Below are 22,665 nucleotides of genomic sequence, written 5' to 3' on the forward strand. Positions count from 1 at the left end.
ATCAAGCCGCCAGCGCCGTGTCGGCGTGATCGTGATACGCCCGTTCGCGCAAGCGCTCGCTCGAGAGACGGCGCGCGGCAAGCCGATCCGCGAGAAAGGCGTAGAAGAACCAGTCGCCCGCCCACGCCGTGGTGGCGTGGTAGCAAAGCCGCTCGATCAGCGTCCAGCGCGTGCTGGCGCGGTCGCGCTCGCGTGGGGCGGGTGCGCACCACAGCTTCGAATGATACGCCAGCCGGCCATGATCGCGGACGCGGTGCATGATCTCGTGATCCTCCAGCACCATGTTCCAGCGGCCGGGGTCGAACCCGCCCGCGCGCCGCAGCGCGCTGGTGCGGAACACCTGTCCCGCGCCCCCGGCATGACATTGGTCGGGCAGCAGCGCGGCGGCGAGCAGGATGTGCGCCGCCTTGCCAAGCCGCTGCCAGCGCCCCGCGTCAGGCGCGACGAAATAGGCGCCGGCGGCGGCACGATCCCCCCGTTCGAGCACCGCGCGGGCGTGCGCGAGATAGGTTTCGGGATACCAGGTGTCGGCATCGCAGGTGGCGACATAAGGCGTGTTGACCAGCGACAGCCCGCTCGCCAGCGCCGCGACCTTGCCGGGGGTCGTCTCCCGCAGCAGCACATGGGCGAGCCGCAGCCGAACGCACGCCTCGCGCGCGATCGCGCCGCTGCCGTCGGTGCTGCCATTGTCGATCAGGATGACGAGCGGCGGCTCGCTCTGCCGCGCGAGGCTCGCGAGCGTGTCGGCGAGATACGCGCGTTCGTTGAAGAAGGGCAGCAGCACCGTCCATTCGCGGCAGGCATCGTCTTGCTCGGCGATACGCTTCGAAACATCGTCAACCTGAACAAAAGTCTTGAACATCGGTCGTCATTCCCATCCCCCGGCGGCTCCGGAAGAGCCGCCGCCCGATGACAGGACGACACGGTCGCGCGCGAACCACACGGGCTCGCGAAAATTTTTCGGGTGCAGACGAAAAAAAGGCGCCGTCGAGGGCGACGGCGCCGAAAGCAGAACGAGGCGGGGCGATCAGACCTTGGCGGAGTAGATCATCCGGCCCTGACCCAGCCGCGCGAACACCTGCTGGAGGTCGTCCTCGCCGACCGCGAAGCAGCCCTGGCTGCGGCCGAGCTGGCCGTGGGTGCGCAGCATGTTCGGGTTGGCGTACCACGCCGAATGCACGACCAGCGCCCGCGCCAGCGCGTTGCTGTTCGACGGGTCGAGCCCGATCAGCCGCTGCGACTTGCCATGCTTGCCGACGTAATAGTCCGAGGCGAGGAAAGCGCCCTCACTCGATGCGTTAGAGCCCTCGTCGTTGGAGAAGCGCTGGAGGAAGCCGGTGTGCTTGGGGTCGCTGCCGCTGCCGTGCGCGACGAGCAGGGTGGTCGCCATGCCGTTCGCCATGTCGACGAGGTAGAAGCGCGGCTGCGAGGAGGAAAGCGAGAAGTCCGCGATCGCGATCCGGTCGCGGTGCGGGATCTGCGAACCGTGGCGTTGCAGCGCGATCAGCGCGCGGCGCAGCAGTTCGGGACGGACCACGCGGGTCGATGCGAGCGGCTGAACGGTGGCGGGAGCTTGCGCGGCAGTGGCGATGGGGGGGAGCGCGGCGGCGCCGATGGCGGCAAGTCCGCCTTTGGCGAGACTGCGGCGGGACAGATTAAGCATTTGATCTTTCACGGTAGGATACACACCTCGAAAGCTGTCGATGGTGTCCTGATAGCACAAATTCCTGCCAATGTGTTGAACCAGAGGCGCTTGGTTCCCTAACATGGCCAATTTCGTCCGAGATATCTCGCCGCTCGTCGCAAAGCCGTACGCAGCAAGAATTTGGATCGAATTTCCGAGCTTTGCGTTTTGAAGCTCAGATCCGAATGGCGTCGGCGCACCGCGCGACACGCCGGTAAATGGGTTTGTAAACGAGGTAGGCGATGGCTTCAATGCTTTTACGCCGCAGCGGCTTCGCTGCGGCGGCCCTGATCTGCGCGTCCATTCTCCCGGTCTCCGCCGAGGCGAGGGACGCGGCGCCGACGAGCGATTCCGTCGCGATGATGAACGCTGGCGAGTTCCTGTGGCACGACGCCGGCAGCGCTCCGGCGCAAGCGGGCGCGGTGCGCATCGTCGTCAGCATCGCCGACCAGAAACTCTACGTCTATCGCGGCGCGAACCTCGTCGCGGTGTCCGCCGTATCGACCGGCAAGCCCGGCCACGAAACGCCCACCGGTGAATTCACCATCCTGCAAAAGCAGGTGATGCACCGCTCCAACCTCTATGACGACGCGCCGATGCCGTACATGGAACGCATCACCTGGGACGGTGTGGCGATCCATGCCGGGCGGGATCCCGGCTATGCCGCGTCGCACGGCTGCGTGCGCGTGCCGCTCGCCTTCGCCAAGCGGCTGTACGGCATTACCCGGCTGGGCGCGCAGGTGACGATCACCGACGATCCCATTCTGGATGTAGCGCCGCCCGAAGCGACCGAATCGACGCCCGTTGAAAATCTGCCCGCGCAGCCGGAAACACTGGCGGCGCAACCGGAGACCGCGTCGGCGACCACCCAGATCGCCTACGCCGAGCCGCATCGGCCGTAACGCGCGGCTATCGGCCGACGATGGTGTCGAGGCTCGCCGCCACCGTCGGATGATAGGTCGCGCGCGCGGTCGCATAGATGCGCCGTGCGATCGGTCGGCCCCAGTCGCCCTCCGCCATCAGCCCGCGAAAGAGCGGGAAGACGAACAGCCCGCGCCCGATCGTGTGCAGATACCGGTCGAGCGCGGGCACCACCGGTTCGTAGCGATTGGCGATGGCGAGGCTGAACCACGCGAAACCGATATAGGCGCTCGGCGACTTTGAGAGGCCCCAGGCCGCGTCGATCTCCGCCAGCCGCGTGGGGGTCTGCTTGCGCGGCAGCCCGTTGAGGAAGCGCAGCCATTCCTGCGTGCTCCACCTGGTGGTGTCGATCGAAGCGGCGGCTGTGCCCGCGTTGAAGGCGGCGAGCTTCGCGTCGATCGCTGCCAGCGTGGCCGAGCGGACGTGGACGGCATTGTCGGGCAACCCTGGCTGATACGCCCAGCGATCGAGCTGCAAGTCCTTCTCCAGCGCAGCATCGCCCCGGATCAGATTGGCGCGAATATCGGCGAGGAAGCCGGCAGTGGTCTGCGGCTGGAAAGCGTGGCGATCGAAGTACGAGCGCAGATACGCATCCCATTTTGCGCGGCCGACGCGGTATTCAATCGTGCGCAGGAAGGTCGCGCCCTTGTTGTAATCGAGTTCGCCATAGGTGCCGTTCGGATCGCCGTGCAGCCGCGTCGATGGTGCGTCCGGTCCGCCCGCGCCCTTCAGGTCGCGTTCGAGATTGTCCCAGCTCAGGTCCGCCAGCGTCGCCGCGCGCTCCTTGCCGTACACCGCCTCGTCGATGCGGTTCTCGAAATAGGTGGTGAAGCCTTCGTTCAGCCACACGTCGGACCAGGTCGCGTTGGTGACGAGATTGCCCGACCAGCTATGCGCGAGTTCGTGTGCGATCACGTCGACGTTCGACTTGTCGCCGGTCAGGATCGTCGGCGTCGCGAAGGTGAGCGTGGGGTTCTCCATCCCGCCGAACGGGAAGGACGGCGGCAACATCAGGATGTCGTAGCGCCCCCAACGGTACGGCCCGTACAAAGCGGAGGCGGCGGCGACCATCTTCTCGGTATCGTCCAGCTCGGCAGCGGCGCGGGCGATCGTCGCAGGCTCGGCATAGACGCCGGTGGTGGGGCCGAGCGGCTTGAACGCGAGGTCACCGACCGCGAGCGCGATCAGATAGGGCGGCACCGCATGCGGCATGTCGAAGGCGAACCGCTTCATTCCCCTGGCGGCGGGCGTGCCGGCAGGGGTAAGCCGGTTCGCGCTCATCACCGCCAGCATGTTGGCAGGGACGGTGAGGTGCGCGGACCAGCTCTGGCGGATGCCGGGGCTGTCCTGCGTGGGGATCCAGCTGCGGTTGTTGGTCGGCTCGCCCTGGCTGAACAGGAACGGCTGCGTCTTGCCGGCGGTGAGCGCAGGCGCCAGCCATTGCAGCGCGCTCGCCTTGGGCGCGGAGGTGTAGGTGATGACGATCCGCCGTGCCGCGCCGATCTTCACCGTCAGCGGCGCACCCTTGTCGGCGACGATCGCGCCGACGGTATAGGGGAGAGGGTGGCCCGCCGCGTCGGAGATGCGCGCGATGACGAGGCCGTCGTCGTCCAGCACGATCGTATCCGCGCCGGGTTTGGCCAGAATATCGAGCGTCGCGGTGCCGGCGAGGCGTTGCGCGGCAAAGTCGGCGGTGAGGTCGAGATCGACATGGGTGACGCGCGCCGTCGCCGGCTCGGCGAAGGATAGGGTATCTTTCGCCTCGGGCGTGGTGAGGATCGGGGCGGGTGCGTCGACAGGCGCGAGCGGCGCGGCGGCGAGCGCGAGAAGGGCTGTGATCATACTATGCTGCTATCGGGTTTTACGACGCATGCAAGCAAGGCGAACCTGCCGCCGTTGAACCGGACCTCAGCCGCGGCTCGTCCCGCGCTGCGCCCGGCAACGATCCGAACAATACAGGACGTTGTCCCAGTCGCGCGCCCATTTCTTGCGCCACGCGAACGGCCGCTGGCACGCCGCGCAGGTCTTGGTCGGCAAGGTGAGCTTCTTGTGCGCCATGCCGCTTCAACGCGCCGCACCGCGAATGGCCGCGCACGCGACAAATTGCGACACTTTCCCGCCACGCTGACACACTGGCAAGACACGCGCCGCCTAGACCAGCATGGACGATCCGGAAGTGGCCGGGTTCATCCAGAGGAACGATCACGATGAGGACGCTTTTTCTCGCAGCGGCACTGTCCGGCACGGTGCTGGCCGGGCTCGCGGGTACGGCGGCGACCGCGCAGCAGGGCGGTGGCGGTCGCGGCGGCATGATGATGCGCGCCGATACCAATGGCGACGGTATCATCACGCATGACGAATATGTCGCGGCGGCGACGCAGCGCTTCGAGCGGATGGACGCCAACCACGACGGCAAGCTTTCCGGCGACGAGCTGCGCGGGCCGATGGCGGAGCGCGCGCAGGGCGGCGCGATCACCCGCGACCAGTTCATGGCCGAGGCCGACACGCGCTTCCAGCGGCTCGACGCGAACCAAGACGGCAAGATCACCCCCGACGAGACGCAGGCGATGATGCAGCGCTTCCGTGATCGCGGTGGCCAAGGCCGTGGCGGTCCGGACGGCGCACCGCCCCCGGGCGACGCGCATGGCCCGCGCGGCGACATGTTCGAGACGCTCGACACCAACCACGACGGCCGGATCAGCCGTGACGAGATGCGCGCCGTGTCCGACGCGCGTTTCGCCAAGCTCGACACCAATCACGACGGCTTCGTCGAGAAGGCCGAAATGGATGCCGCGCGGCACATGCACCGGGGCCACGGCGACATGCCGCCGCCCCCGCCGGGCGGCCCGGAGGGCGATCCCGGCCAGTAATCCCCGACTGGCCAGGCCTGCCGGGCGGGTGCTTCCCCCGCCCACCCGGCGAACTTGGCAGACTGGAGCATTATGCTAAGTCCCGAGCCTATGGGTGAAACGCCACACCTCCTCCTCGTCGACGACGAACGCTCGATCCGCGAGCCGCTCGCGCAGTTCCTGACCAAACAGGGCTTCCGCGTGACGCAGGCGGGCGATGCCGAGGGCGCGCGCATGCGGATGGCCGCCTATGCGATCGACCTCGTCATCCTCGACATCATGATGCCGGGCGAGGACGGGCTCAGCCTGTGCCGCCACATCCGCGCGACCGGCGACACCCCCGTCATCCTGCTCACCGCCAAGAGCGAGGAGACCGACCGGATCGTCGGGCTCGAGATCGGCGCGGACGATTATGTCGTGAAGCCGTTCTCCCCGCGTGAACTGACCGCGCGGATCAAGGTGATCCTGCGCCGCGCCGCCGCCGGGGGCGTGCGCCAGCATGCGCCGGCGGCGGGATCGTTCGCCTTTGCCGGCTGGGTGCTCAAGTCGGGCGAGCGCGCACTGGTCGATCACGACGGCGTGTCGGTGCCGCTGTCGACCGGCGAGTACAATTTGCTCCACGCGCTGGTGACGCGCCCGCGCCAGGTGCTCACGCGCGACCAACTGCTCGATCTGACGCAGGGCCGCGAGGCGGCGGCGTTCGACCGCGCGATCGACAATCAGGTCAGCCGCCTGCGCCGCAAGATCGAGACCGATCCCAAAAACCCCGAACTCATCAAGACGGTATGGGGCGGCGGCTATACGCTCGCCGCAGAGGTGACCCGCCTTTGAAGATACCGCGCCCGCGCCTGTGGCCGCGCAGCCTGTCGGGGCAGATGGCGCTCGTCATCGCGGTCGCCTTGTTCGTCGCGCAGGCGATCAACTTCACCCTCTTGCTTCAGGAGCGCCAGCGCGCGCGCATCGACGGCGCGACCGGGCCGGTGGTCGGGCGGATCGCCGATGCGATCGAGCGCGGCGGGTTCGGCGATCCGACACGGTTCGATCGCGGGCATGTGCGCAGCCTGCCCGGCTCCCCGATCGAACCCGATGGCGAGCATCGCCGCGATATCGAACAGAGCCTGCGCACGGCTCTCACGGATGCGGGCTTCAAGGTCGGCCGGATCGAGACGCAGATCCGCCCGCTCGGCCCCCACGACCGTCGGTTGCGCTACACCGGCAAGGAACGCCGCGAGCGGTTCCGCCGCGCCGGCGCCGAACTGATGATCGCGGTCGAGCGGCCGGGCAAGGACTGGCTGGTGCTGTCGGTGCCGTGGTTCCGGGGTGACGACTGGATCTTCTGGCGGCTCGTCTGGCAGACGGTGATCCTCTACATCGTCGTGCTGGTGCCGGTGCTGGTGGCCGCGCGGCAGATTTCCAAGCCGTTGCGCACGCTGGCGGTGGCGGCGCGCGGTTTCCGCCCCGGCGAGCCGGCCGATGCGCTCGCCGAGCGCGGGCCGCAGGACGTGCGCGACGTGATTGCCGCGTTCAACGCGCTCCGGCTGCGCGTGACCGCGATGCTGGACGAGAAGGATCGCATGCTCGGCGCGATCGGGCACGATCTGCGCACCCCACTCGCGGCGTTGCGGGTGCGCATCGAATCGGTCGAGGACGATACCGACCGGCTACGCATGGCCGAGACGATCGCCGAGATGAACCGCACGCTCGACGACATCCTCTCGCTTGCCCGGCTCGGCCGCCCGAGCGAGCCGCCGACCGAGGTCGATCTCGCCGCACTGGTCGAGGCGGTGGTCGACGATTTCCTCGATCTCGGCGAGGAGGTTGCGTTCGAGGAGACCGCACGGCTGCGCATGCGGCTGCGCCCGTCACTGATGCGGCGCGCGCTTCGCAATTTGATCGAGAATGCGCTCAAATACGGCAGCGCGGTGGAGGTGCAACTCGCCGAGACGCCGCGTCAGGTGACGATCGCGGTATGCGATCGCGGCCCCGGTATTCCCGAGGATCGGCTGGGAGATGTGTTCGAGGCGTTCACCCGGCTCGAACATTCGCGCAACAAGGATACCGGCGGGATCGGCCTCGGCCTGGCGCTCGCCCGCGCGATCGTGCGGGAGGCGGGCGGCGACATCACGTTGGTCAATCGCGACGGCGGCGGGCTGGCCGCGACGATCACGCTACCGCGCTGATCGCCTTCGCTCCGTTCGTACCGAATGACCGGTCGGGATCGCTCAGGCGGCCTGTGCCGACCAGCCGCGCATCTCGCGCGTGCCGACGATGCGGAAGCTGTCGTCCAGCCGATCGCGATCGGTGCGGCGGCGGAGTTTCTCGGCGAGCACTCGGCCGATCAGCTCATGGTCGGCGCGGAAATAGATAACCCCGTTCATGGCGGACACTCCTCACTGGCGGTGGGCGAACCTCCTACTCACCTCACCGACGATCCTGCACGTTTCAACGGGTAAATTACCGAAATGTTCCGCATGTGATCCGTGATTGCGATGAGCCGAGGGCGGGGTGACGAATGCTGCACCGCATGATAAGCGCAGGCCCATGCTGAATATCAACGGTATCACGGTGCGCCTTGGCGGGCGGACGATCCTCGACAATGCCTCGGCGGCGCTGCCCGGCAAGAGCCGCGTCGGCCTGATCGGCCGCAACGGTGCTGGCAAGTCCACGCTGATGAAGGTGATGATCGGATCGATCGACCCCGACACCGGCGAGATCGAGATGCCGCGCAAGACGCGCATCGGCTATCTCAAGCAGGACGCGCCGCAGGGCGACGCCACCCCGATCGAGACCGTGCTCGCCGCCGATGTCGAACGCGCCGCGCTGCTGACCGAATCGGAAACCTGCGAGGATGCCGACCGGCTCGGCGAGATCTACGAGCGGCTGGGCGCGATCGACGCCTATACCGCGCCCGCCCGCGCCGCCTCGATCCTGGTCGGGCTCGGCTTCGACGAGGAGATGCAGAACCGCCCGCTCGATAGCTATTCGGGCGGCTGGAAAATGCGCGTCGCGCTTGCGGCGTTGCTGTTCTCCGAACCCGATCTGCTGCTCCTCGACGAGCCTTCGAACCACCTCGATCTCGAAGCGACTTTGTGGCTGGAGAACTTTCTCAAATCCTACCCCAACATGATGGTCGTCATCAGCCACGAACGCGATCTGCTCAACAACGTGGTCGATACGATCCTCCACGTCGAGGGCGGGCGCGTCGCGATGTACTCGGGCAATTACGACAGTTTCGAGCGCCAGCGCGCCGAACGCGCCGCGCAGTTGGCGGCGGCGAAGGCGTCGCAGGATGCGCAACGCGCCAAGTTGCAGGAATATATCGCCAAGAACTCGGCGCGCGCCTCGACCGCCAAACAGGCCCAGTCGCGCCAGAAGATGCTCGCCAAGATGCAGCCGATCGCATCGATGGCCGAAGACCCGACGCTGTCGTTCGAATTTCCGAGCCCCGACGAACTGAAGCCGCCGCTCATCACGCTCGACATGGCAGCGGTCGGCTATAACGAGAAGCCGATCCTCCAGCGTTTGAACCTGCGGCTCGACCCAGACGACCGCGTCGCGCTGCTGGGGCGGAACGGCAACGGCAAGACCACGCTCGCGCGCCTGCTCGCCGCCCAGCTTGCGCCGATGGACGGCGGCATGACATCGAGCGGCAAGATGCGGGTCGGCTATTTCACCCAGTATCAGGTGGAGGAGCTCGACGGCAACGACACGCCGCTGGAAACGATGGTGCGGGTCATGCCGGGCAAGACCCCCGCCGCCGTGCGCGCGCAGCTCGGCCGCTTCGGCTTCCAGGGCGACAAGGCCGTCACCAAGGTCGGCAAGCTGTCGGGCGGCGAGCGCGCGCGCCTCGCGCTCGCGCTCATCACCCGCGAGGCGCCGCACATGCTGATCCTCGACGAGCCGACCAACCACCTGGACGTCGATGCGCGCGAGGCTTTGGTGCAGGCGCTCAACGCCTATGAGGGCGCGGTCATCCTCGTCAGCCACGATCGCCATATGGTCGAGCTGACCGCCGACCGGCTGGTGCTGGTCGATGGCGGCACGGCCAAGGAATATAACGGCAGCATGGAGGATTATATCGCCTTCGTGCTGGCCGGCGATCCGGCGAGCGGCGAAGGCGCGAAGAAGGCCAAGCCGGTCGACAAGGTCGCCGACGAAGCGCGCAAGCGGGCCGACGCGCTGAAGAAGCGCGCGCACGAGGCGGAGGCTTTGGTCGCCAAGCTCACCCGCCAGCGCGACGCGATCGACCGCGCGATCGCCGATCCCTCGGTTGCCGAGCCGTGGCTGGCGCGGATGAACGAACACGCGCGGCTGAAGGAACATGCCGCCGTATCGAAGAAGCTGGAGGCGGCTGAGGCGGTGTGGTTCGAGATCAGCGAATCGCTGGAAGGAATCGCGGCGTAAGGCCCCGAGCGCGCACCCTACTCACGTCACCCCAGCGAAAGCTGGGGCCTCTCGCCGGCGGGCAACCGGCTCGCGTCTCACCGAGAGATCCCAGCTTGCGCTGGGATGACGCCGGGTGGGAAGATGCGCCGGCAAACAGGAGAATCCGCATCCCCACACCCCGCATCCTCGTCGATGCCGACGCCTGCCCGGTCAAGGACGAGATCTACAAGGTCGCGTACCGCCGCGAGGTGCCGGTGGTGATCGTCAACAACAGCCACTTCCGTATCCCCCAGCATCCGCTGGTCAGCCGCGTGGTCGTGTCGGACGGGTTCGACGCCGCCGACGACTGGATCGCAGAACAGGCCGACGCGAGCGCGATCGTCATCACCGCCGACATCCTGCTCGCAGACCGCGCGCTGAAGGCAGGTGCGACCGTGCTTGCGCCGACCGGCAAGCCGTTCACCGCCAGTTCGATCGGCGGCGCGATCGCCACCCGCGCGATCATGGCGGACCTTCGCGCGGGCGGCGACGTGATCGGCGGCCCGGCACCGTTCAGCAAGACCGACCGCTCGCGCTTCCTGCAAGCGCTCGACACCGCGCTGGTAAAGCTCGCGCGGTGAGCGCCGATCTCGCCATCCGCGTGCGCCGGGCCGCCTTCAACCGCGCGCTTGCCGAGGGTGATCTCGCCGCGATCGGCCCGCTGCTGGCGGTGGACGCGGTGCTCGTCACCGGCACCGACAGCGCGGTTCTCGCCGGGCGCAAGGCGCAACTCGCCGCCTGGAAGCGCGAGTTCGCGGCCGTTCCACGCACCGTTTACACGCGCACGCCCGAGCGGATCGTTCCTTCGGGTGTGGAGCCGATCGCGTTCGAACATGGCCGGTGGGAAGGCGTCGCCGCCGGGCAGGCAAACGCCGCGGGCGCGTACACCGCCAAGTGGCGCGAAACCGCCGCTGGCTGGGTGATCGAAGCGGAACTCTACCTCACGCTCGCCTGAAAACCGTCGCCGGTCGCGGCGGCGCCGGCGCCTGGCGCACGGCTGCCATGCGCTCGTCAGCGCCGCGGCGCCGAGTTCGCCGGTCGCGGTGGGTACGTCTGCCGCCACCGGCACCCGCAGCCGCCGCCTGCGATGGCTCAGCCGAAAACGGTGCCGTCCATCAGCTTGCGCGCGGTGCGCAGCAAGGCGGCGGTCGCGACCTCGCCCGCATCGTTCAGTTCGAGCACGCAGCTCATCTCGCCGGTGGGATGCTCGACCGCGAGCGTCTGGCGCTGCCCGCCCGAGACGCTGGCGACCTCCGCCGCCGGTGAGCCCGGGATCAGGCATGCCGTCGCGACGCTCACCGCGCCGAGCACGCCGATCGTGGCATGTGCGCGGTGCGGAATGAAGCTGCGCACCGTCACCGCGCCGCCGTGTGCGGGAGGGGCGACGAGCATCATCTTGGGCACCGATTTTTCGGTCACGTCGCCGAGGTTCATCATCGGCCCGGCCTTCAGCCGGATCGCCTCGATCTTCGCCTTGAGGTCGCTCGCCGCGTCGAGTGTCTCGCGGTCCTCATAGCCGGTCGCGCCGACGTCGCTCGCTTTGAACACCACGCAGGGCATGCCGTTGTCGATCAGCGTGCAGGCGACGCCATCGATCACGTCCACGGCGTTGCCGCTCGGCAGCAGCGCGCCACAGGTCGAGCCCGCCGTGTCGCGGAATTCCAGCGGGATCGGCGCGGCGGTGCCGGGCACGCCGTCGATCCGCGCGTCGCCGGCATAGGTCGGCATGCCGCCGGGCGTGCGCACGCTTGCCACCGCGATCTGGCCGGTGTTGACCATGAAGATCGCCACGCGCGTCTCCTCGCCGGTCGCGGCGACGAGGCCGCGTTCGATCGCGAACGGGCCGACGCCGGCAAGCATGTTGCCGCAATTCTGCGAGTCCGACACGATCGCCTGATCGACGAACACCTGGAGGAACAGATACTCGACGTCGACGCCCTCGCGCGCCGATTTCGAGACGACCGCCACCTTGGAGGTGAGCGGATCGGCTCCGCCCATGCCGTCGATCTGGCGCGGATCGGGCGAGCCCATCACGCGCAGCAGGAAGGCGTCGCGCGTCGCCGTATCCTGCGGCAGATCCTCCGCAAGGAAGAAGGAGCCCTTGGATGTGCCGCCGCGCATCCACATGCAGCGCACGCCGTCACTCATAGGTCAGCCCCATCGCCTCGAGCTTGCCGCGCATATCATAGATGTCGAGCCCAAGTTCACCGGCGGCGAGCCGCTTGCGCTTGCTCTCCTCCGCCGCCTCGCGTGCCTGCGCCTTGGCGAGCACGTCGGCGGCATCCGCGCGCTTGACGACGCACACGCCGTCGTCGTCGGCGACGATCACGTCGCCAGCCTCGATCGCCGCACCCGCGCACACGATCGGCACATTCACAGACCCCAGCACCGCCTTCACCGTACCTTGCGCGAACACCGCCTTTGACCAGACCGGGAAGCCCATCTGGGTCAGGTCGCGCACGTCGCGCACGCCCGCGTCGATCACCAGCCCGCGACAGCCGCGCGCCATCGCCGAGGTGGCGAGCAGATCGCCGAAATAGCCGTCTTCGCACGGTGATGTCGGCGCGAGCACGAGGATGTCTCCCGCCTGGAGTTGCTCGATCGCGACGTGCACCATCCAATTGTCCCCTGGTGGTGCCGAGATCGTGACGGCCGAGCCCGCGATGCGCGCGCCCGGATAGATCGGCCGCATCCGGCTGGAGAGCAGGCCGATGCGCCCCTGCGCTTCATGTACCGTCGCAACGCCTGCGTGTGCGAGTCCGTCGATGACGGCGCTGTCGGCGCGTTCGATTTGGGTGACAACCTTGGCCATGCGGGGATCTCCTTCGCCCGCCGAACTGGGCTTTCCTGCGGTCAGCGCAATTCCGAATTGCAAAGCTGCGATAAGTTTTCTCTAATCGTGCGCGATGCCGGCCGCTTTCGACCTCAACCTTCGCCATCTGCGCGCGGTCGGCGCGATCGTGCAGCGCGGCAGCATGAGCGCGGCGGCAAGCGCGGTCAGCCTGTCGCAACCGGCGCTGACGCAGGGGATCGCCAAGCTGGAGGCGCAGCTCGGGGTCGCGCTGTTCGCGCGGGGAGCGGGGGGCATGACCCCGACCGAGCCGGGCCGCGCGCTCGCGCTGCGCACGGCGGCGGCGTTCGCGCACCTCGCCGCCGCGGTGCGGGGCGGGCGGCGCTTCGCCAGCCCGGAGGGGATGATGACGGCGACGCAGTTGCGGGCGTTCCTCAGCCTCGCCGATGCCGGCAGCTTCGTCGGCGCGGCGGCGGCGATCGCACTGTCGCAACCGGCGATCCACCGCGCGGTGCGCGATCTCGAACAGCTCTGCGGCGTCGTGCTGGTCGATCGGCGCGGGCGCGGCATCGCGCTCAGCCCGGCGGGGCTGCGGCTCGCGCGCGGCATCCGGCTGGCGCGTGCCGAGATTGCCGCCGCGATCGCCGAACTGACGACGCGGGAGGGTGGCAGCGTGGTGATCGGCGCGATGCCGCTATCGCGCGCGATGCTGGTGCCGCGCGCGATCGCGCAGACGGTGGCCGACGCGCCGCATGTCGAGATCGACGTGATCGAGGGATCGTGGCGGGAACTGGTCGAGGCGCTTCGCGATGGCGCGATCGACCTCACCATCGGCGCGCTGCGGCCCGAGCCCGCCGCGCCCGACCTGATCCAGACCCCGCTCGTTACCGACCGGCTGATGATCGTCGGCCGGGCCGGGCATCCGCTCGCCGCCACGCCCGCACCGACGCCGGCGCAACTCGCCAGCTATCCGTGGGTGGTGAGCCATGTCGGCGCGCCGCTGCGCCTGTTGTGGGAGGGGTTGTTCGGCGCGGGGCCGCTGCCGCATGCGCCGGTGCATTGCGGGTCGGTGATGGTGATCCGCGGCATCCTTGCGGAAAGCGATTTCCTGACGTTGCTGTCGCCCCAGCAGGTCGCGCTGGAGGTGGACAGCGGCGTCCTTGCGGCGATCGGCCCCGAACCGGCGATGAGCGGGCGCGTGATCGGCGTGACGGTGCGGCGCGACTGGCGGCCGACGGTCGCGCAGACGCGCTTCCTCGCCGCGCTCGACCGGGTGGCGGCGGCATCCTGACCACCTGACATCAGGATTTTGAATGGCTCCGCGCGCAATTCGATTGGGCGCATGTGCCCACGCGCGCCTAGCTGGAAGGAATGGAGAGACACACGGCCCTGATCGGATTCGGCGAGGCGGCGATGGCGTTCGCGCCCGCCCTGTCCGGCATGCTGACCGCGTTCGACCGCAAGACCGACCAGCCCGATCTGGCCGACGACAAGCGTGACGATTACGGGATGGTCGGCGTGCGTGGGTGCGAGAGCGCCGCCGCCGCGCTCGACGGCGCGGATGCTGCCTTGTCGCTCGTCACCGCCGATCAGGCGCTCGTCGCCGCGCAGGGCGCACGCATCGCGGCGAACGCCTTGTGGTGCGACATGAACAGCGTCGCGCCCGACACCAAGCGCGCTGCCGCCGAAGCGATCGCGGCACAGGGCGGGCGCTATGTCGACGTGGCGGTGATGTCGCCGGTGTTGCCCGCGCGCACCGCCGTGCCGCTGCTGGTGTCGGGGCCGCATGCCGAGGCGGGCGCGGCATATCTCGGCGATCTGGGGTTCACCAACGTGCGGATCGTGCCCGGCGACGTGGGGCGCGCCTCCTCGATCAAGATGATCCGCTCGGTGATGGTCAAGGGCATCGAAGCGCTCACCGCCGAATGCGTGCTCGCCGCCGATGCCGCCGGCGTGCTGGACGAGGTGCTCGCCTCGCTCGACGCCAGCGATAAGCCTCAGCGCTGGCTTGCTCGCGCCGACTATAATCTCGACCGGATGCTCGCGCACGGGTTGCGCCGCGCCGCCGAGATGGAGGAGGTCGTCAAGACGCTCGACGCGCTCGGCACCGGATCGGCTATGACCGCCGGCACCGTCGTGCGCCAGCGTGCGATCGGCGGCCTCGGTGTCGCACCGCCCGACGGCCTCGCCGCCAAACTCGACCTGCTCAACCGGAAGGCAGAGCCTGCATGATTATCGATTGCCACGGCCATTACACCACCGCGCCGGCCGCGCATAACGACTGGCGCGACGCGCAGAAGGCCGCGTTCAAGGCGGGCGAGGGGATGCCGCCCTATCCGGCCATCTCCGACGACGAGATCCGCGAAACGCTGGAGAAGAACCAGCTCCGCCTGCTGCGCGAGCGCGGCGCGGATATGACGATCTTCTCGCCGCGCGCCTCGGCGATGGCACCGCATGTCGGCGACGAGAGCGTCGCGACCGCCTGGGCGCGCGCCAACAATGATCTCATCAAGCGCTGCGCCGATCTGTATCCGGACGTGTTTGCGCCGGTCTGCATGCTCCCGCAGAACCCCAAGGCCGATATGGCCGGCTCGATCGCCGAGCTGGAACGCTGCGTGGACATGGGCTTCATCGGCTGCAACCTCAATCCCGATCCCGGCGGCGGCCACTTCACCTCGCCGCCGCTGACCGATCGCTTCTGGTATCCGTTCTACGAGACAATGGTCGAACTCGACGTGCCGGCGATGATCCACGTCTCGGGATCGTGCAATCCCGGGCTGCACGCGACCGGCGCCTATTACATCGCCGCCGATACGATCGCGTTCATGCAGCTGATCGAGGGCGATCTGTTCGCCGATTTCCCGAACCTGCGCTTCATCATCCCGCACGGCGGCGGCGCGGTGCCCTATCATTGGGGGCGCTACCGTGGCCTTGCCGACATGCTCAAGCAGCCGAGCCTCGACCGCCACGTCATGAACAACGTGTATTTCGACACCTGCGTGTACCACCAGCCGGGCATCAACCTGCTCAACGAGGTGATCGACACCAAGAACATCCTGTTCGGCAGCGAGATGGTCGGCGCGGTGCGCGGCATCGACCCAACGACGGGGCAGTATTTCGACGACACCAAACGCTATGTCGACGCGCTGCCGATCAGCGCCGAGCAGCGCCACGCGATCTACGAGGGCAACGCGCGGCGAGTGTTTCCGCGGCTCGACGCGCAGTTGAAGGCGCGCGGGTTGTGACAGGCGCCACGACCGTCATTCCAGCCACCAGCGTCGTCCCAGCGAAAGCCGGGATCTTTGTGGGGCCGGGCGGACAAGAGCCGTGGGAGACCCCAGCTTGCGCTGGGGTGACGGGCGGGGAGATCGGGCGATGAGCGCCTTCACGATGGACGCCGACTGGCTGTGCTACGATCCCGCGCCTACCAAGCCCGCCTTCACCCCGCCGCCGGGGGCGGTGGATGCGCATTGCCATGTGTTCGGGCCGGGCGACGTGTTCCCTTATGCGCCCGAGCGCAAATATACGCCGTGCGATGCCGGGCGCGATACGCTCTATGGCCTGCGCGATTTCCTCGGCTTCTCGCGCAACGTCGTCGTGCAGGCGACCTGCCACGGGAAGGACAATCGCGCGATGGTCGATGCGCTCGTCCATGCCGGCGGCCGGGCGCGCGGGGTTGCGGACGTCAAGGCGGATATCGGCCACGACGAACTGGCGGCGATGCACGAAGCCGGCGTGCGGGGCGTCCGCTTCAACTACGTCAAGCGGCTGGTCGACCCCAAGCCCGACGACTATTACCGGGGCATCATCGAGAAGATCGCCGCGTTCGGCTGGCACGTCGTGATCTATTTCGAGGCGGCCGATCTCGCCGAGAAGCGCGACTTCTTCCTCTCGCTGCCGACGACGTTGGTGGTCGATCACATGGGTCGCCCCGACGTCAGCAAGGACGTGGACGGGCCGGAGTTCGCTCCGTTCCTGACGTTCATGGAAAACGACAACATCTGGTGCAAGGTGACCTGCCCGGAGCGGCTGTCCAAATCCGGCCCGCCCACCTACGACGATTTCGTGCCGTTCGCGCGGAAGGTTGTTGAGACATATCCCGATCGCGTAATCTGGGGCACCGACTGGCCGCATCCCAATCTCAACATGGTCGGCCACATGCCCGACGACGGTACGCTGGTCGACATGATCCCGCGCATCGCGCCGACCGAGGCGCTGCAACGCAAGCTGTTGGTCGACAATCCGATGCGGCTGTACTGGCCCGAGGAAGCCGCATGAACCGCGTGACCGACATACACGAATATCTCGCCGAGTTCGACGATATCCCCGGCACGCGCGTGTTCACCGCCAAGCGGGCGCGGCAGGGTTATCACCTCAACCAGTTCGCGATGAGCCTGATGAAGGCGGAGAATCGCGAACGCTGGAAGGCGGACGAGCGCGCCTATCTCGATGCTTGGCCGATGACCGAGGAGCAGAAGCAGGCGGTATTGGAGCGCGATTACAACCGCTTGCTCGATCTCGGTGGCAACATCTATTTCATGGCCAAGGTGTTCTCGACCGACGGCCAGTCGTTCCTCCAGGCCGTCTCCACGATGAGCGGCATGGGGTTGGACGATTACGCGGCGATGATGCTGGGCGGGGGGCGCTCGCCCGAGGGGCAGCGCTCGATCAAGGAGGGCCGCTGAGATGGCGCGCATCACCGCCGGGGTCGCCTCGTCGCACATCCCCGCGCTCGGCGTGGCGAGCGATTACGACAAGACCGCCGAGCCCTATTGGGCACCCGCCTTCGCCGGCTACGACTGGACCAAGGCGTGGGAGGCGGAAGCGAAGCCGGACGTGGTGATCCTGGTCTATAACGACCATGCCTCCGCGTTCGACATGAAGATCATCCCGACCTTCGCGATCGGCTGCGGCGAACGCTACAAGCCGGCGGACGAAGGCTGGGGGCCGCGCGCGGTGCCGGACGTGGAGGGGCATCCCGACCTTGCCTGGCACATCGCGCAGAGCCTGATCCTCGACGAATTCGACATGACCATCATCAACGAGATGGACGTCGACCACGGGCTGACGGTGCCGCTGTCGATGATGTTCGGCAAGCCCGCGGCATGGCCGTGCAAGGTGATCCCGCTGGCGGTGAACGTGGTGACGTACCCGCCGCCGTCGGGCAACCGCTGCTGGGCGCTGGGCGAGGCGATCGCGCGCGCAGTCGCCAGTTTCGAGGAAGACCTGAACGTGCAGGTCTGGGGCACCGGCGGCATGAGCCACCAGCTCCAGGGCCCTCGCGCCGGCCTCATCAACGCCGCATGGGACAACGATTTCCTCGACGGTCTGGTCGGCGACAGCGATCGGCTGCGGCATATCCCGCACATCGAATATCTGCGCGAAACCGGCAGCGAAGGCATCGAAATGGTGATGTGGCTCATCATGCGCGGCGCGCTGGGCCGCGCCACGCGCTGCCTGCACCGGCATTATCACGTGCCCGCCAGCAACACGGCGGTCGGGCATATCGTTCTGGAACCGATTACGGAGCATATCGCATGAGAATCGCCCTCGCCGGCGCCGGCGCGTTCGGGGAAAAGCACCTCGACGGCCTCAGGAACATCGACGGCGTCGAGATCGTCTCGATCATCAGCCGCACCGCCGATCAGGCTGCCGCCGTGGCCGCCAAATACGGGGCCAAGCACAGCTCGACCGAGCTTGCCGACGCGCTCGCCCGCGACGACGTCGATGCGGTGATCCTGTGCACGCCGACGCAGATGCACGCCGCCCAGGCGATCGCCTGCATGGACGCGGGCAAGCACGTCCAGGTCGAGATCCCGCTCGCCGACAGCCTGGCGGATGCCGAGGCGGTGCTGGCCAAGCAACAGGCGACCGGGCTCACCTGCATGGTCGGGCACACGCGGCGCTTCAACCCGAGCCACCAGTTCGTCCACAATCGCATCGCGGCGGGCGAGTTCGCGATCCAGCAGATGGACGTGCAGACGTATTTCTTCCGCCGCAAGAACATCAACGCCAAGGGCGAGGCGCGCAGCTGGACCGACCATCTGCTGTGGCATCACGCCGCGCACACGGTCGATCTGTTCGCCTATCAGGCCGGGCCGATCGTCAAGGCCAATGCGCTGCAAGGTCCGATCCATCCCGAGCTTGGCATCGCGATGGACATGTCGATCCAGTTGAAGGCGGAGAGCGGCGCGATCTGCACCTTGTCGCTGTCGTTCAACAACAACGGCCCGCTCGGCACGTTCTTCCGCTATATCGGCGACACCGACACCTATATCGCGCGCTACGACGATCTGGTGAACGGTAAGGAAGAACCGATCGACGTGTCGAAGGTCGATGTGTCGATGAACGGGATCGAGTTGCAGGACCGCGAGTTCATTGCCGCGATCCGTGAGGGCCGCGAGCCGAATTCGTCGGTCGCGCAGGTGCTGCCATGCTACCGCGTGCTCGACGCGCTGGAACAGCAACTGAAGTAAGGACGGGCATGCAGACGAGACCGATCGGGAACCGCACCGTCACGGCGATCAGCCTCGGCTGCATGAACCTCAGTCACGCCTATGACGTGACGCCTTCCGAAACCGAGGCGAGCGCGCTGCTCAACCGCGCGCTCGATCTCGGCGTGACGATGCTCGACACCGCAGCGCTGTACGGCGGTGGCGAGAACGAGAAACTCCTCGCGCGTGCGGTGATGCACCGCCGGCAGGAGTTCACGCTCGCCAGCAAATGCGTGCTCGACATGCCCGGCGGCAAGCGCGTGCGCGACGGCAGCCCGGTGGCGATCGCCGCGTCTGTCGACCGGTCGCTCGCGCGGCTCGGCACCGATCACATCGACCTGATGTACCTCCACCGGCTCGATCCCAAGGTGGACATCGAGGAGTCGGTCGGCGCGCTCGCCCGCGCGGTCGAGGCGGGCAAGATCGGCATGATCGGCCTGTCGGAAATGTCCGCCGCGACGATCCGGCGCGCGCACGCGGCCCACCCGGTCGCGGCGGTGCAGAGCGAATATTCGGCGATGGTGCGCAACCCCGAAGTCGCGGTGCTCGAAACCTGCGCCGAACTGGGCATCGCCTTCGTGGCCTTCTCGCCAGTGGCGCGTGGGATGCTCGCCGGCGCGATCCGCAGCGATGCTTATGCGCCGGGTGACATCCGCGCGACGATGCCGCGCTTCGTCGAGCCGCAGCTGGGTCGTAATCTGGCGCTCGTGGCGCGGTTCGATGCGGTCGCAGCCGATGCGGGCGTGACGCCGGCGCAGCTTGCGCTCGGCTGGGTACTGTCGCGCGGAGACCACGTGATCGCGCTGCCCGGCACGCGCAGCATCGCGCATCTCGAGGAGGATTTCGCCACGCTGGACGTGACGATCCCGGCGGAGGCGATCGCGGCGGTGGATGCGATGTTCCCGATCCACGCGGTGGCGGGGGCACGCTATACCGCGCGGATGCAGGCGCAGATCGACACCGAGGTGCTGCCGGGCGAAGTGCTGGCCTGAGACTTCGCCGCCGAGGCCTGCGCTACAGCGGCAGCCCCACGTAATTCTCGGCGATCGTCGTCTGCGCCGCCATCGACGATGCGATATAGTCGAGATCGGCGAGTTGCATCCGCCGGTCGAACGCGTCCGAATCCGGAAAGCGGTGCATCAGCCGGGTGAGCTGCCACGAGAAGCGCTCCGCCTTCCACACCCGCGCCAGCGCGCGCTCGGAATAGCGGCCCACGCCCTCCGTATCGTTCGCGCGGAACCAGCGGACCAGCGCCTCGGACAGATACCGCACGTCCGACGCGGCAAGATTCAGCCCTTTCGCGCCGGTGGGCGGAACGATGTGCGCGCTGTCGCCTGCTAGGAACAGGCTGCCGTGGCGCATCGGTTCGAACACGAACGAGCGCAGCGGCGCGATCGATTTCTCCAGCGCGGGCCCGCGCGTCATGTGCGCGGCGGCTTCGGGGCCGAGCCGCAACGCGAGTTCGTCCCACAGCCGGTCGTCGGGCCAGTCCTCGAGTCTCTCGTCGAGCGGCACCTGGATGTAATAGCGGCTGCGCGTCGCCGAACGCATCGAGGCGAGCGCGAAACCGTTGGCGTGGTTGGCGTAGATCAGCTCGTGCTTGCACGGCGGCACATCGGCGAGGATGCCGAGCCAGCCGAACGGATAAACCTTCTCGTAGCTCTGCGCGACCGCCGTTGGGATCGCCTTGCGCGAAGGCCCGTGATAGCCGTCGCACCCGCACAGGAAGCGCGCGTCGATCCGGTGCTGCGCGCCATGCTTTTCATAAGTCAGGTAGGGCGTATCGCCGTCGATGTCGTGCAGCGTCACGTTAGCGGCGTCGTAGATCACCTCGAGCCCGCGCGCCGGTGCGGCGTCCATCAGATCGCGCGTCACTTCGGTCTGTCCATAGACCATCACCTGTCGGCCGGTGAGCGCGCCCACGTCGATGCGGATCAGTCGCTCGCCGTCGGCAAGATTGAAGCCGTCGTGCGGCAGGCCCTCCGCGTGCATCCGCGTGGCCAGACCCAGCTGATCGAGCACATCGGTCAGCGTCGTTTCCAGCACCCCCGCACGGATGCGCCCGAGCACGTAATCGGCGGAGGCGCGCTCGACCACGACGACATCGATGCCCTCCGCGCGCAGCAGATGGCCGAGCAGCAGCCCCGCCGGCCCCGCGCCCACGATCGCGACCTGTGTCTTCACGCCACCTCTCCATTTTCTCCGCCGCGAGAGTGCGTGGCGCGCGCGGGATTGGACATGGCCGCGCCGACCGGATATCTGGATGATCCAGCAACTCGAGCCCTGCCGATGCAGCCTGTCGCGCGCACCGTTCCCGCCTTCTATCTCTACGGAGAGCCGCAGCGCGCCGTGCGCGAGGGCTTCGTCCACGTCGAAAGCCTCGATGATCGCTCGCGGCCAAGCGAATGGACGATCCGCCCGCATCTTCACCGCGATCTCAACCACATCTTCGTGATGCGTGAAGGCGGCGGCACCATGCAGGTCGATGGCGTAACCTGCGCGTTCGAGGCGCCTGCGCTGCTGTTGATCCCGGCGGGGGCGGTGCACGGCTTCACCTGGCACAGCGAATCGAGCGGCTGGGTCATCACGCTGGCCGACGCCTATGTCTCGCAACTGGCGGACCGCGACCGCGATCTCGCGCCGCTGTTCCACCCCGCGCGGGCGATCGCGCTGGGTGTGGAGGATCACCAGGCGGTCGAGCGATCGGTCGATGCGTTGCAACGCGAGCTTGGCTGGCTGGGGCCCGGGCAGCGCAGCGCGGTGGAGGCGGAGGTGCTCGCAATCCTGGTGCGGGCGCTCCGTCGCGCGGCGGTGGGGGTGCTGGTCGGCGGTGTGCCGGGCCGGCAGGCGCTGGTGGTGGCGCATCTGCGCGAACGGATCGAGGCGCGCTTCCGCGATCGCGAACCCGTCGCCGCTTACGCCGCCGCGCTGGGGGTCAGCGAAACGGCGCTGCGGCTGGCGTGCAAACACGCCGGAGGATCGTCCCCGGCCGCGATGATCGACGAACGCGCAATGCTCGAGGCACGGCGGCTGCTGCTCTATACCAGCATGTCGGTCAACCAGATCGCCTGGGCGATCGGGTTCGAGGATCCCGCCTATTTCTCACGTTTCTTCACGCGCCACGCCGGCCAGTCTCCACGCCACTTCCGCAGCACGCGAGGCGGGTGAGGGGAGGCGGCCTGTTTGGGTATGAGGATGCGGCGTTAGTAGAAATCGGAGATTGACCTCCTCGGGAAAGCAGAAAATACTCGTAAGAAAACAACCCATGGGGAGGTACTGATGTCGAAGATCGTGGCGATGATGCCCGCTGTCCGTACGCACTGCGCCGACGCCACGTCCTGGTGCGGGATCATCGCGGGGTTCGGCGTTGCTTCGGTCGGCCTGCACTGGGCCATAACCTACCTCCTGTAGCGCAGGCGTAACGCGGCACGTCTGCGACACGCGTCCATCCCGTCTCGCCCACAGCCTGCAAGCACCGCAGAGTCTGCACGCCGCGCATGG

Annotated in this window: 26 protein-coding genes; 17 read left to right on the forward strand and 9 right to left on the reverse strand. The window is 67.8% G+C overall.

All coding sequences use genetic code 11. The features are described from left to right. Nucleotide 1 precedes the first annotated feature (1 nt). From AC3ANX_RS04890 to AC3ANX_RS04900, 3 genes are all read right to left on the reverse strand, one after another. Complete coding sequence (locus AC3ANX_RS04890; protein ID WP_488335905.1) at nt 2–862, reverse strand: glycosyltransferase family 2 protein; 861 nt, start codon at nt 860–862, stop codon at nt 2–4. A gap of 165 nt (nt 863–1,027) precedes the next feature. Further along, on the reverse strand, nt 1,028–1,663 hold the full coding sequence (locus AC3ANX_RS04895) for a murein L,D-transpeptidase catalytic domain family protein (RefSeq protein ID WP_488335906.1): 636 nt from the start codon (nt 1,661–1,663) through the stop codon (nt 1,028–1,030). Nucleotides 1,664–1,859: 196 nt separating this feature from the next. Further along, the gene (locus AC3ANX_RS04900; RefSeq protein WP_488337028.1) at nt 1,860–1,988 is read right to left on the reverse strand and encodes a hypothetical protein; all 129 of its coding nucleotides are present in this window, start codon (nt 1,986–1,988) and stop codon (nt 1,860–1,862) included. On the opposite strand from AC3ANX_RS04900, the gene AC3ANX_RS04905 reads away from it, so the two are divergent. Next, nucleotides 1,936–2,586, forward strand: a complete 651-nt coding sequence (locus tag AC3ANX_RS04905; RefSeq protein WP_488336886.1) for a L,D-transpeptidase family protein — start codon at nt 1,936–1,938, stop codon at nt 2,584–2,586. The two genes, AC3ANX_RS04900 and AC3ANX_RS04905, sit on opposite strands and share 53 nt — an antisense overlap. 7 nt (nt 2,587–2,593) lie before the next feature. On the opposite strand, the gene AC3ANX_RS04910 is transcribed toward AC3ANX_RS04905, so the two are convergent. Together AC3ANX_RS04910 and AC3ANX_RS04915 are read right to left on the reverse strand one after the other, a co-directional pair. Then, the gene (locus AC3ANX_RS04910) at nt 2,594–4,447 is read right to left on the reverse strand and encodes a M1 family metallopeptidase (protein ID WP_488335907.1); all 1,854 of its coding nucleotides are present in this window, start codon (nt 4,445–4,447) and stop codon (nt 2,594–2,596) included. A 66-nt stretch (nt 4,448–4,513) separates the two neighbouring features. Beyond that, on the reverse strand, nt 4,514–4,663 hold the full coding sequence (locus AC3ANX_RS04915) for a DUF2256 domain-containing protein (protein WP_488335908.1): 150 nt from the start codon (nt 4,661–4,663) through the stop codon (nt 4,514–4,516). Nucleotides 4,664–4,812: 149 nt separating this feature from the next. Between AC3ANX_RS04915 and AC3ANX_RS04920 the strand changes: the two genes are divergently transcribed. The 3 genes from AC3ANX_RS04920 to AC3ANX_RS04930 all read left to right on the forward strand — a co-directional run bounded on the left by AC3ANX_RS04920 (nt 4,813) and on the right by AC3ANX_RS04930 (nt 7,634). After that, entirely contained in the window at nt 4,813–5,475 is a 663-nt protein-coding gene (locus AC3ANX_RS04920; protein WP_488335909.1) for an EF-hand domain-containing protein, read from the forward strand. 90 nt (nt 5,476–5,565) lie between these two features. Beyond that, nucleotides 5,566–6,285 (forward strand): response regulator, encoded by a 720-nt coding sequence (locus tag AC3ANX_RS04925; RefSeq protein ID WP_488335910.1) that lies wholly within the window; start codon nt 5,566–5,568, stop codon nt 6,283–6,285. Nucleotides 6,286–6,329: 44 nt separating this feature from the next. After that, nucleotides 6,330–7,634: a sensor histidine kinase gene (locus tag AC3ANX_RS04930; RefSeq protein ID WP_488336887.1), complete on the forward strand. Its 1,305-nt coding sequence runs from the start codon at nt 6,330–6,332 to the stop codon at nt 7,632–7,634. 42 nt (nt 7,635–7,676) lie between these two features. On the opposite strand, the gene AC3ANX_RS04935 is transcribed toward AC3ANX_RS04930, so the two are convergent. Beyond that, the gene (locus AC3ANX_RS04935; RefSeq protein ID WP_488335911.1) at nt 7,677–7,832 is read right to left on the reverse strand and encodes a hypothetical protein; all 156 of its coding nucleotides are present in this window, start codon (nt 7,830–7,832) and stop codon (nt 7,677–7,679) included. A gap of 163 nt (nt 7,833–7,995) precedes the next feature. On the opposite strand from AC3ANX_RS04935, the gene AC3ANX_RS04940 reads away from it, so the two are divergent. The 3 genes from AC3ANX_RS04940 to AC3ANX_RS04950 all read left to right on the forward strand — a co-directional run bounded on the left by AC3ANX_RS04940 (nt 7,996) and on the right by AC3ANX_RS04950 (nt 10,834). Beyond that, nucleotides 7,996–9,858, forward strand: a complete 1,863-nt coding sequence (locus AC3ANX_RS04940) for an ABC-F family ATP-binding cassette domain-containing protein (RefSeq protein ID WP_488335912.1) — start codon at nt 7,996–7,998, stop codon at nt 9,856–9,858. Between the two features lie 149 nt (nt 9,859–10,007). Further along, complete coding sequence (locus AC3ANX_RS04945) at nt 10,008–10,460, forward strand: YaiI/YqxD family protein (protein WP_488336888.1); 453 nt, start codon at nt 10,008–10,010, stop codon at nt 10,458–10,460. Next, nucleotides 10,457–10,834: a DUF4440 domain-containing protein gene (locus tag AC3ANX_RS04950; protein WP_488335913.1), complete on the forward strand. Its 378-nt coding sequence runs from the start codon at nt 10,457–10,459 to the stop codon at nt 10,832–10,834. Before AC3ANX_RS04945 ends, AC3ANX_RS04950 begins: the two co-directional genes overlap by 4 nt. A gap of 137 nt (nt 10,835–10,971) precedes the next feature. Here the strand turns inward: AC3ANX_RS04950 and AC3ANX_RS04955 are convergent, their stop codons facing one another. Both AC3ANX_RS04955 and AC3ANX_RS04960 read right to left on the reverse strand, forming a co-directional pair. Further along, the gene (locus AC3ANX_RS04955; RefSeq protein ID WP_488335914.1) at nt 10,972–12,027 is read right to left on the reverse strand and encodes a 4-oxalomesaconate tautomerase; all 1,056 of its coding nucleotides are present in this window, start codon (nt 12,025–12,027) and stop codon (nt 10,972–10,974) included. Further along, nucleotides 12,020–12,691 (reverse strand): 4-carboxy-4-hydroxy-2-oxoadipate aldolase/oxaloacetate decarboxylase, encoded by a 672-nt coding sequence (locus AC3ANX_RS04960; protein WP_488335915.1) that lies wholly within the window; start codon nt 12,689–12,691, stop codon nt 12,020–12,022. Before AC3ANX_RS04960 ends, AC3ANX_RS04955 begins: the two co-directional genes overlap by 8 nt. A gap of 94 nt (nt 12,692–12,785) precedes the next feature. On the opposite strand from AC3ANX_RS04960, the gene AC3ANX_RS04965 reads away from it, so the two are divergent. From AC3ANX_RS04965 to AC3ANX_RS05000, 8 genes are all read left to right on the forward strand, one after another. Further along, nucleotides 12,786–13,961, forward strand: coding sequence for a LysR family transcriptional regulator (locus AC3ANX_RS04965; RefSeq protein ID WP_488335916.1), 1,176 nt, complete (start codon nt 12,786–12,788; stop codon nt 13,959–13,961). 80 nt (nt 13,962–14,041) lie between these two features. Continuing rightward, entirely contained in the window at nt 14,042–14,902 is an 861-nt protein-coding gene (locus tag AC3ANX_RS04970) for a DUF1932 domain-containing protein (protein WP_488335917.1), read from the forward strand. Then, the gene (locus AC3ANX_RS04975; protein WP_488335918.1) at nt 14,899–15,915 is read left to right on the forward strand and encodes an amidohydrolase family protein; all 1,017 of its coding nucleotides are present in this window, start codon (nt 14,899–14,901) and stop codon (nt 15,913–15,915) included. Before AC3ANX_RS04970 ends, AC3ANX_RS04975 begins: the two co-directional genes overlap by 4 nt. A 130-nt stretch (nt 15,916–16,045) precedes the next feature. Further along, the gene (locus AC3ANX_RS04980; RefSeq protein ID WP_488335919.1) at nt 16,046–16,948 is read left to right on the forward strand and encodes an amidohydrolase family protein; all 903 of its coding nucleotides are present in this window, start codon (nt 16,046–16,048) and stop codon (nt 16,946–16,948) included. Continuing rightward, nucleotides 16,945–17,355 carry a protocatechuate 4,5-dioxygenase subunit alpha gene (ligA, locus tag AC3ANX_RS04985; RefSeq protein ID WP_488335920.1) on the forward strand — a complete coding sequence of 137 codons (411 nt, stop codon included), beginning with the start codon at nt 16,945–16,947 and terminating at the stop codon, nt 17,353–17,355. The genes AC3ANX_RS04980 and ligA overlap by 4 nt, the downstream gene beginning before the upstream one ends. 1 nt (nt 17,356) lies before the next feature. Continuing rightward, nucleotides 17,357–18,211, forward strand: coding sequence for a class III extradiol dioxygenase subunit beta (locus tag AC3ANX_RS04990; protein WP_488335921.1), 855 nt, complete (start codon nt 17,357–17,359; stop codon nt 18,209–18,211). Next, nucleotides 18,208–19,146: a Gfo/Idh/MocA family oxidoreductase gene (locus AC3ANX_RS04995; RefSeq protein WP_488335922.1), complete on the forward strand. Its 939-nt coding sequence runs from the start codon at nt 18,208–18,210 to the stop codon at nt 19,144–19,146. The genes AC3ANX_RS04990 and AC3ANX_RS04995 overlap by 4 nt, the downstream gene beginning before the upstream one ends. A gap of 8 nt (nt 19,147–19,154) precedes the next feature. Further along, nucleotides 19,155–20,156: an aldo/keto reductase gene (locus tag AC3ANX_RS05000; protein WP_488335923.1), complete on the forward strand. Its 1,002-nt coding sequence runs from the start codon at nt 19,155–19,157 to the stop codon at nt 20,154–20,156. 22 nt (nt 20,157–20,178) lie between these two features. Here the strand turns inward: AC3ANX_RS05000 and pobA are convergent, their stop codons facing one another. Continuing rightward, complete coding sequence (pobA, locus tag AC3ANX_RS05005; RefSeq protein ID WP_488335924.1) at nt 20,179–21,348, reverse strand: 4-hydroxybenzoate 3-monooxygenase; 1,170 nt, start codon at nt 21,346–21,348, stop codon at nt 20,179–20,181. 105 nt (nt 21,349–21,453) lie between these two features. Here pobA and AC3ANX_RS05010 point away from each other — a divergent pair, with 105 nt between their 5' ends. Continuing rightward, nucleotides 21,454–22,332, forward strand: coding sequence for a helix-turn-helix domain-containing protein (locus tag AC3ANX_RS05010; protein WP_488336889.1), 879 nt, complete (start codon nt 21,454–21,456; stop codon nt 22,330–22,332). A gap of 111 nt (nt 22,333–22,443) precedes the next feature. Then, nucleotides 22,444–22,575, forward strand: coding sequence for a hypothetical protein (locus AC3ANX_RS05015; RefSeq protein ID WP_488335925.1), 132 nt, complete (start codon nt 22,444–22,446; stop codon nt 22,573–22,575). Nucleotides 22,576–22,665: the final 90 nt, after the last annotated feature.

The organism is Sphingomonas sp. BRN-1R, from assembly GCF_057748035.1.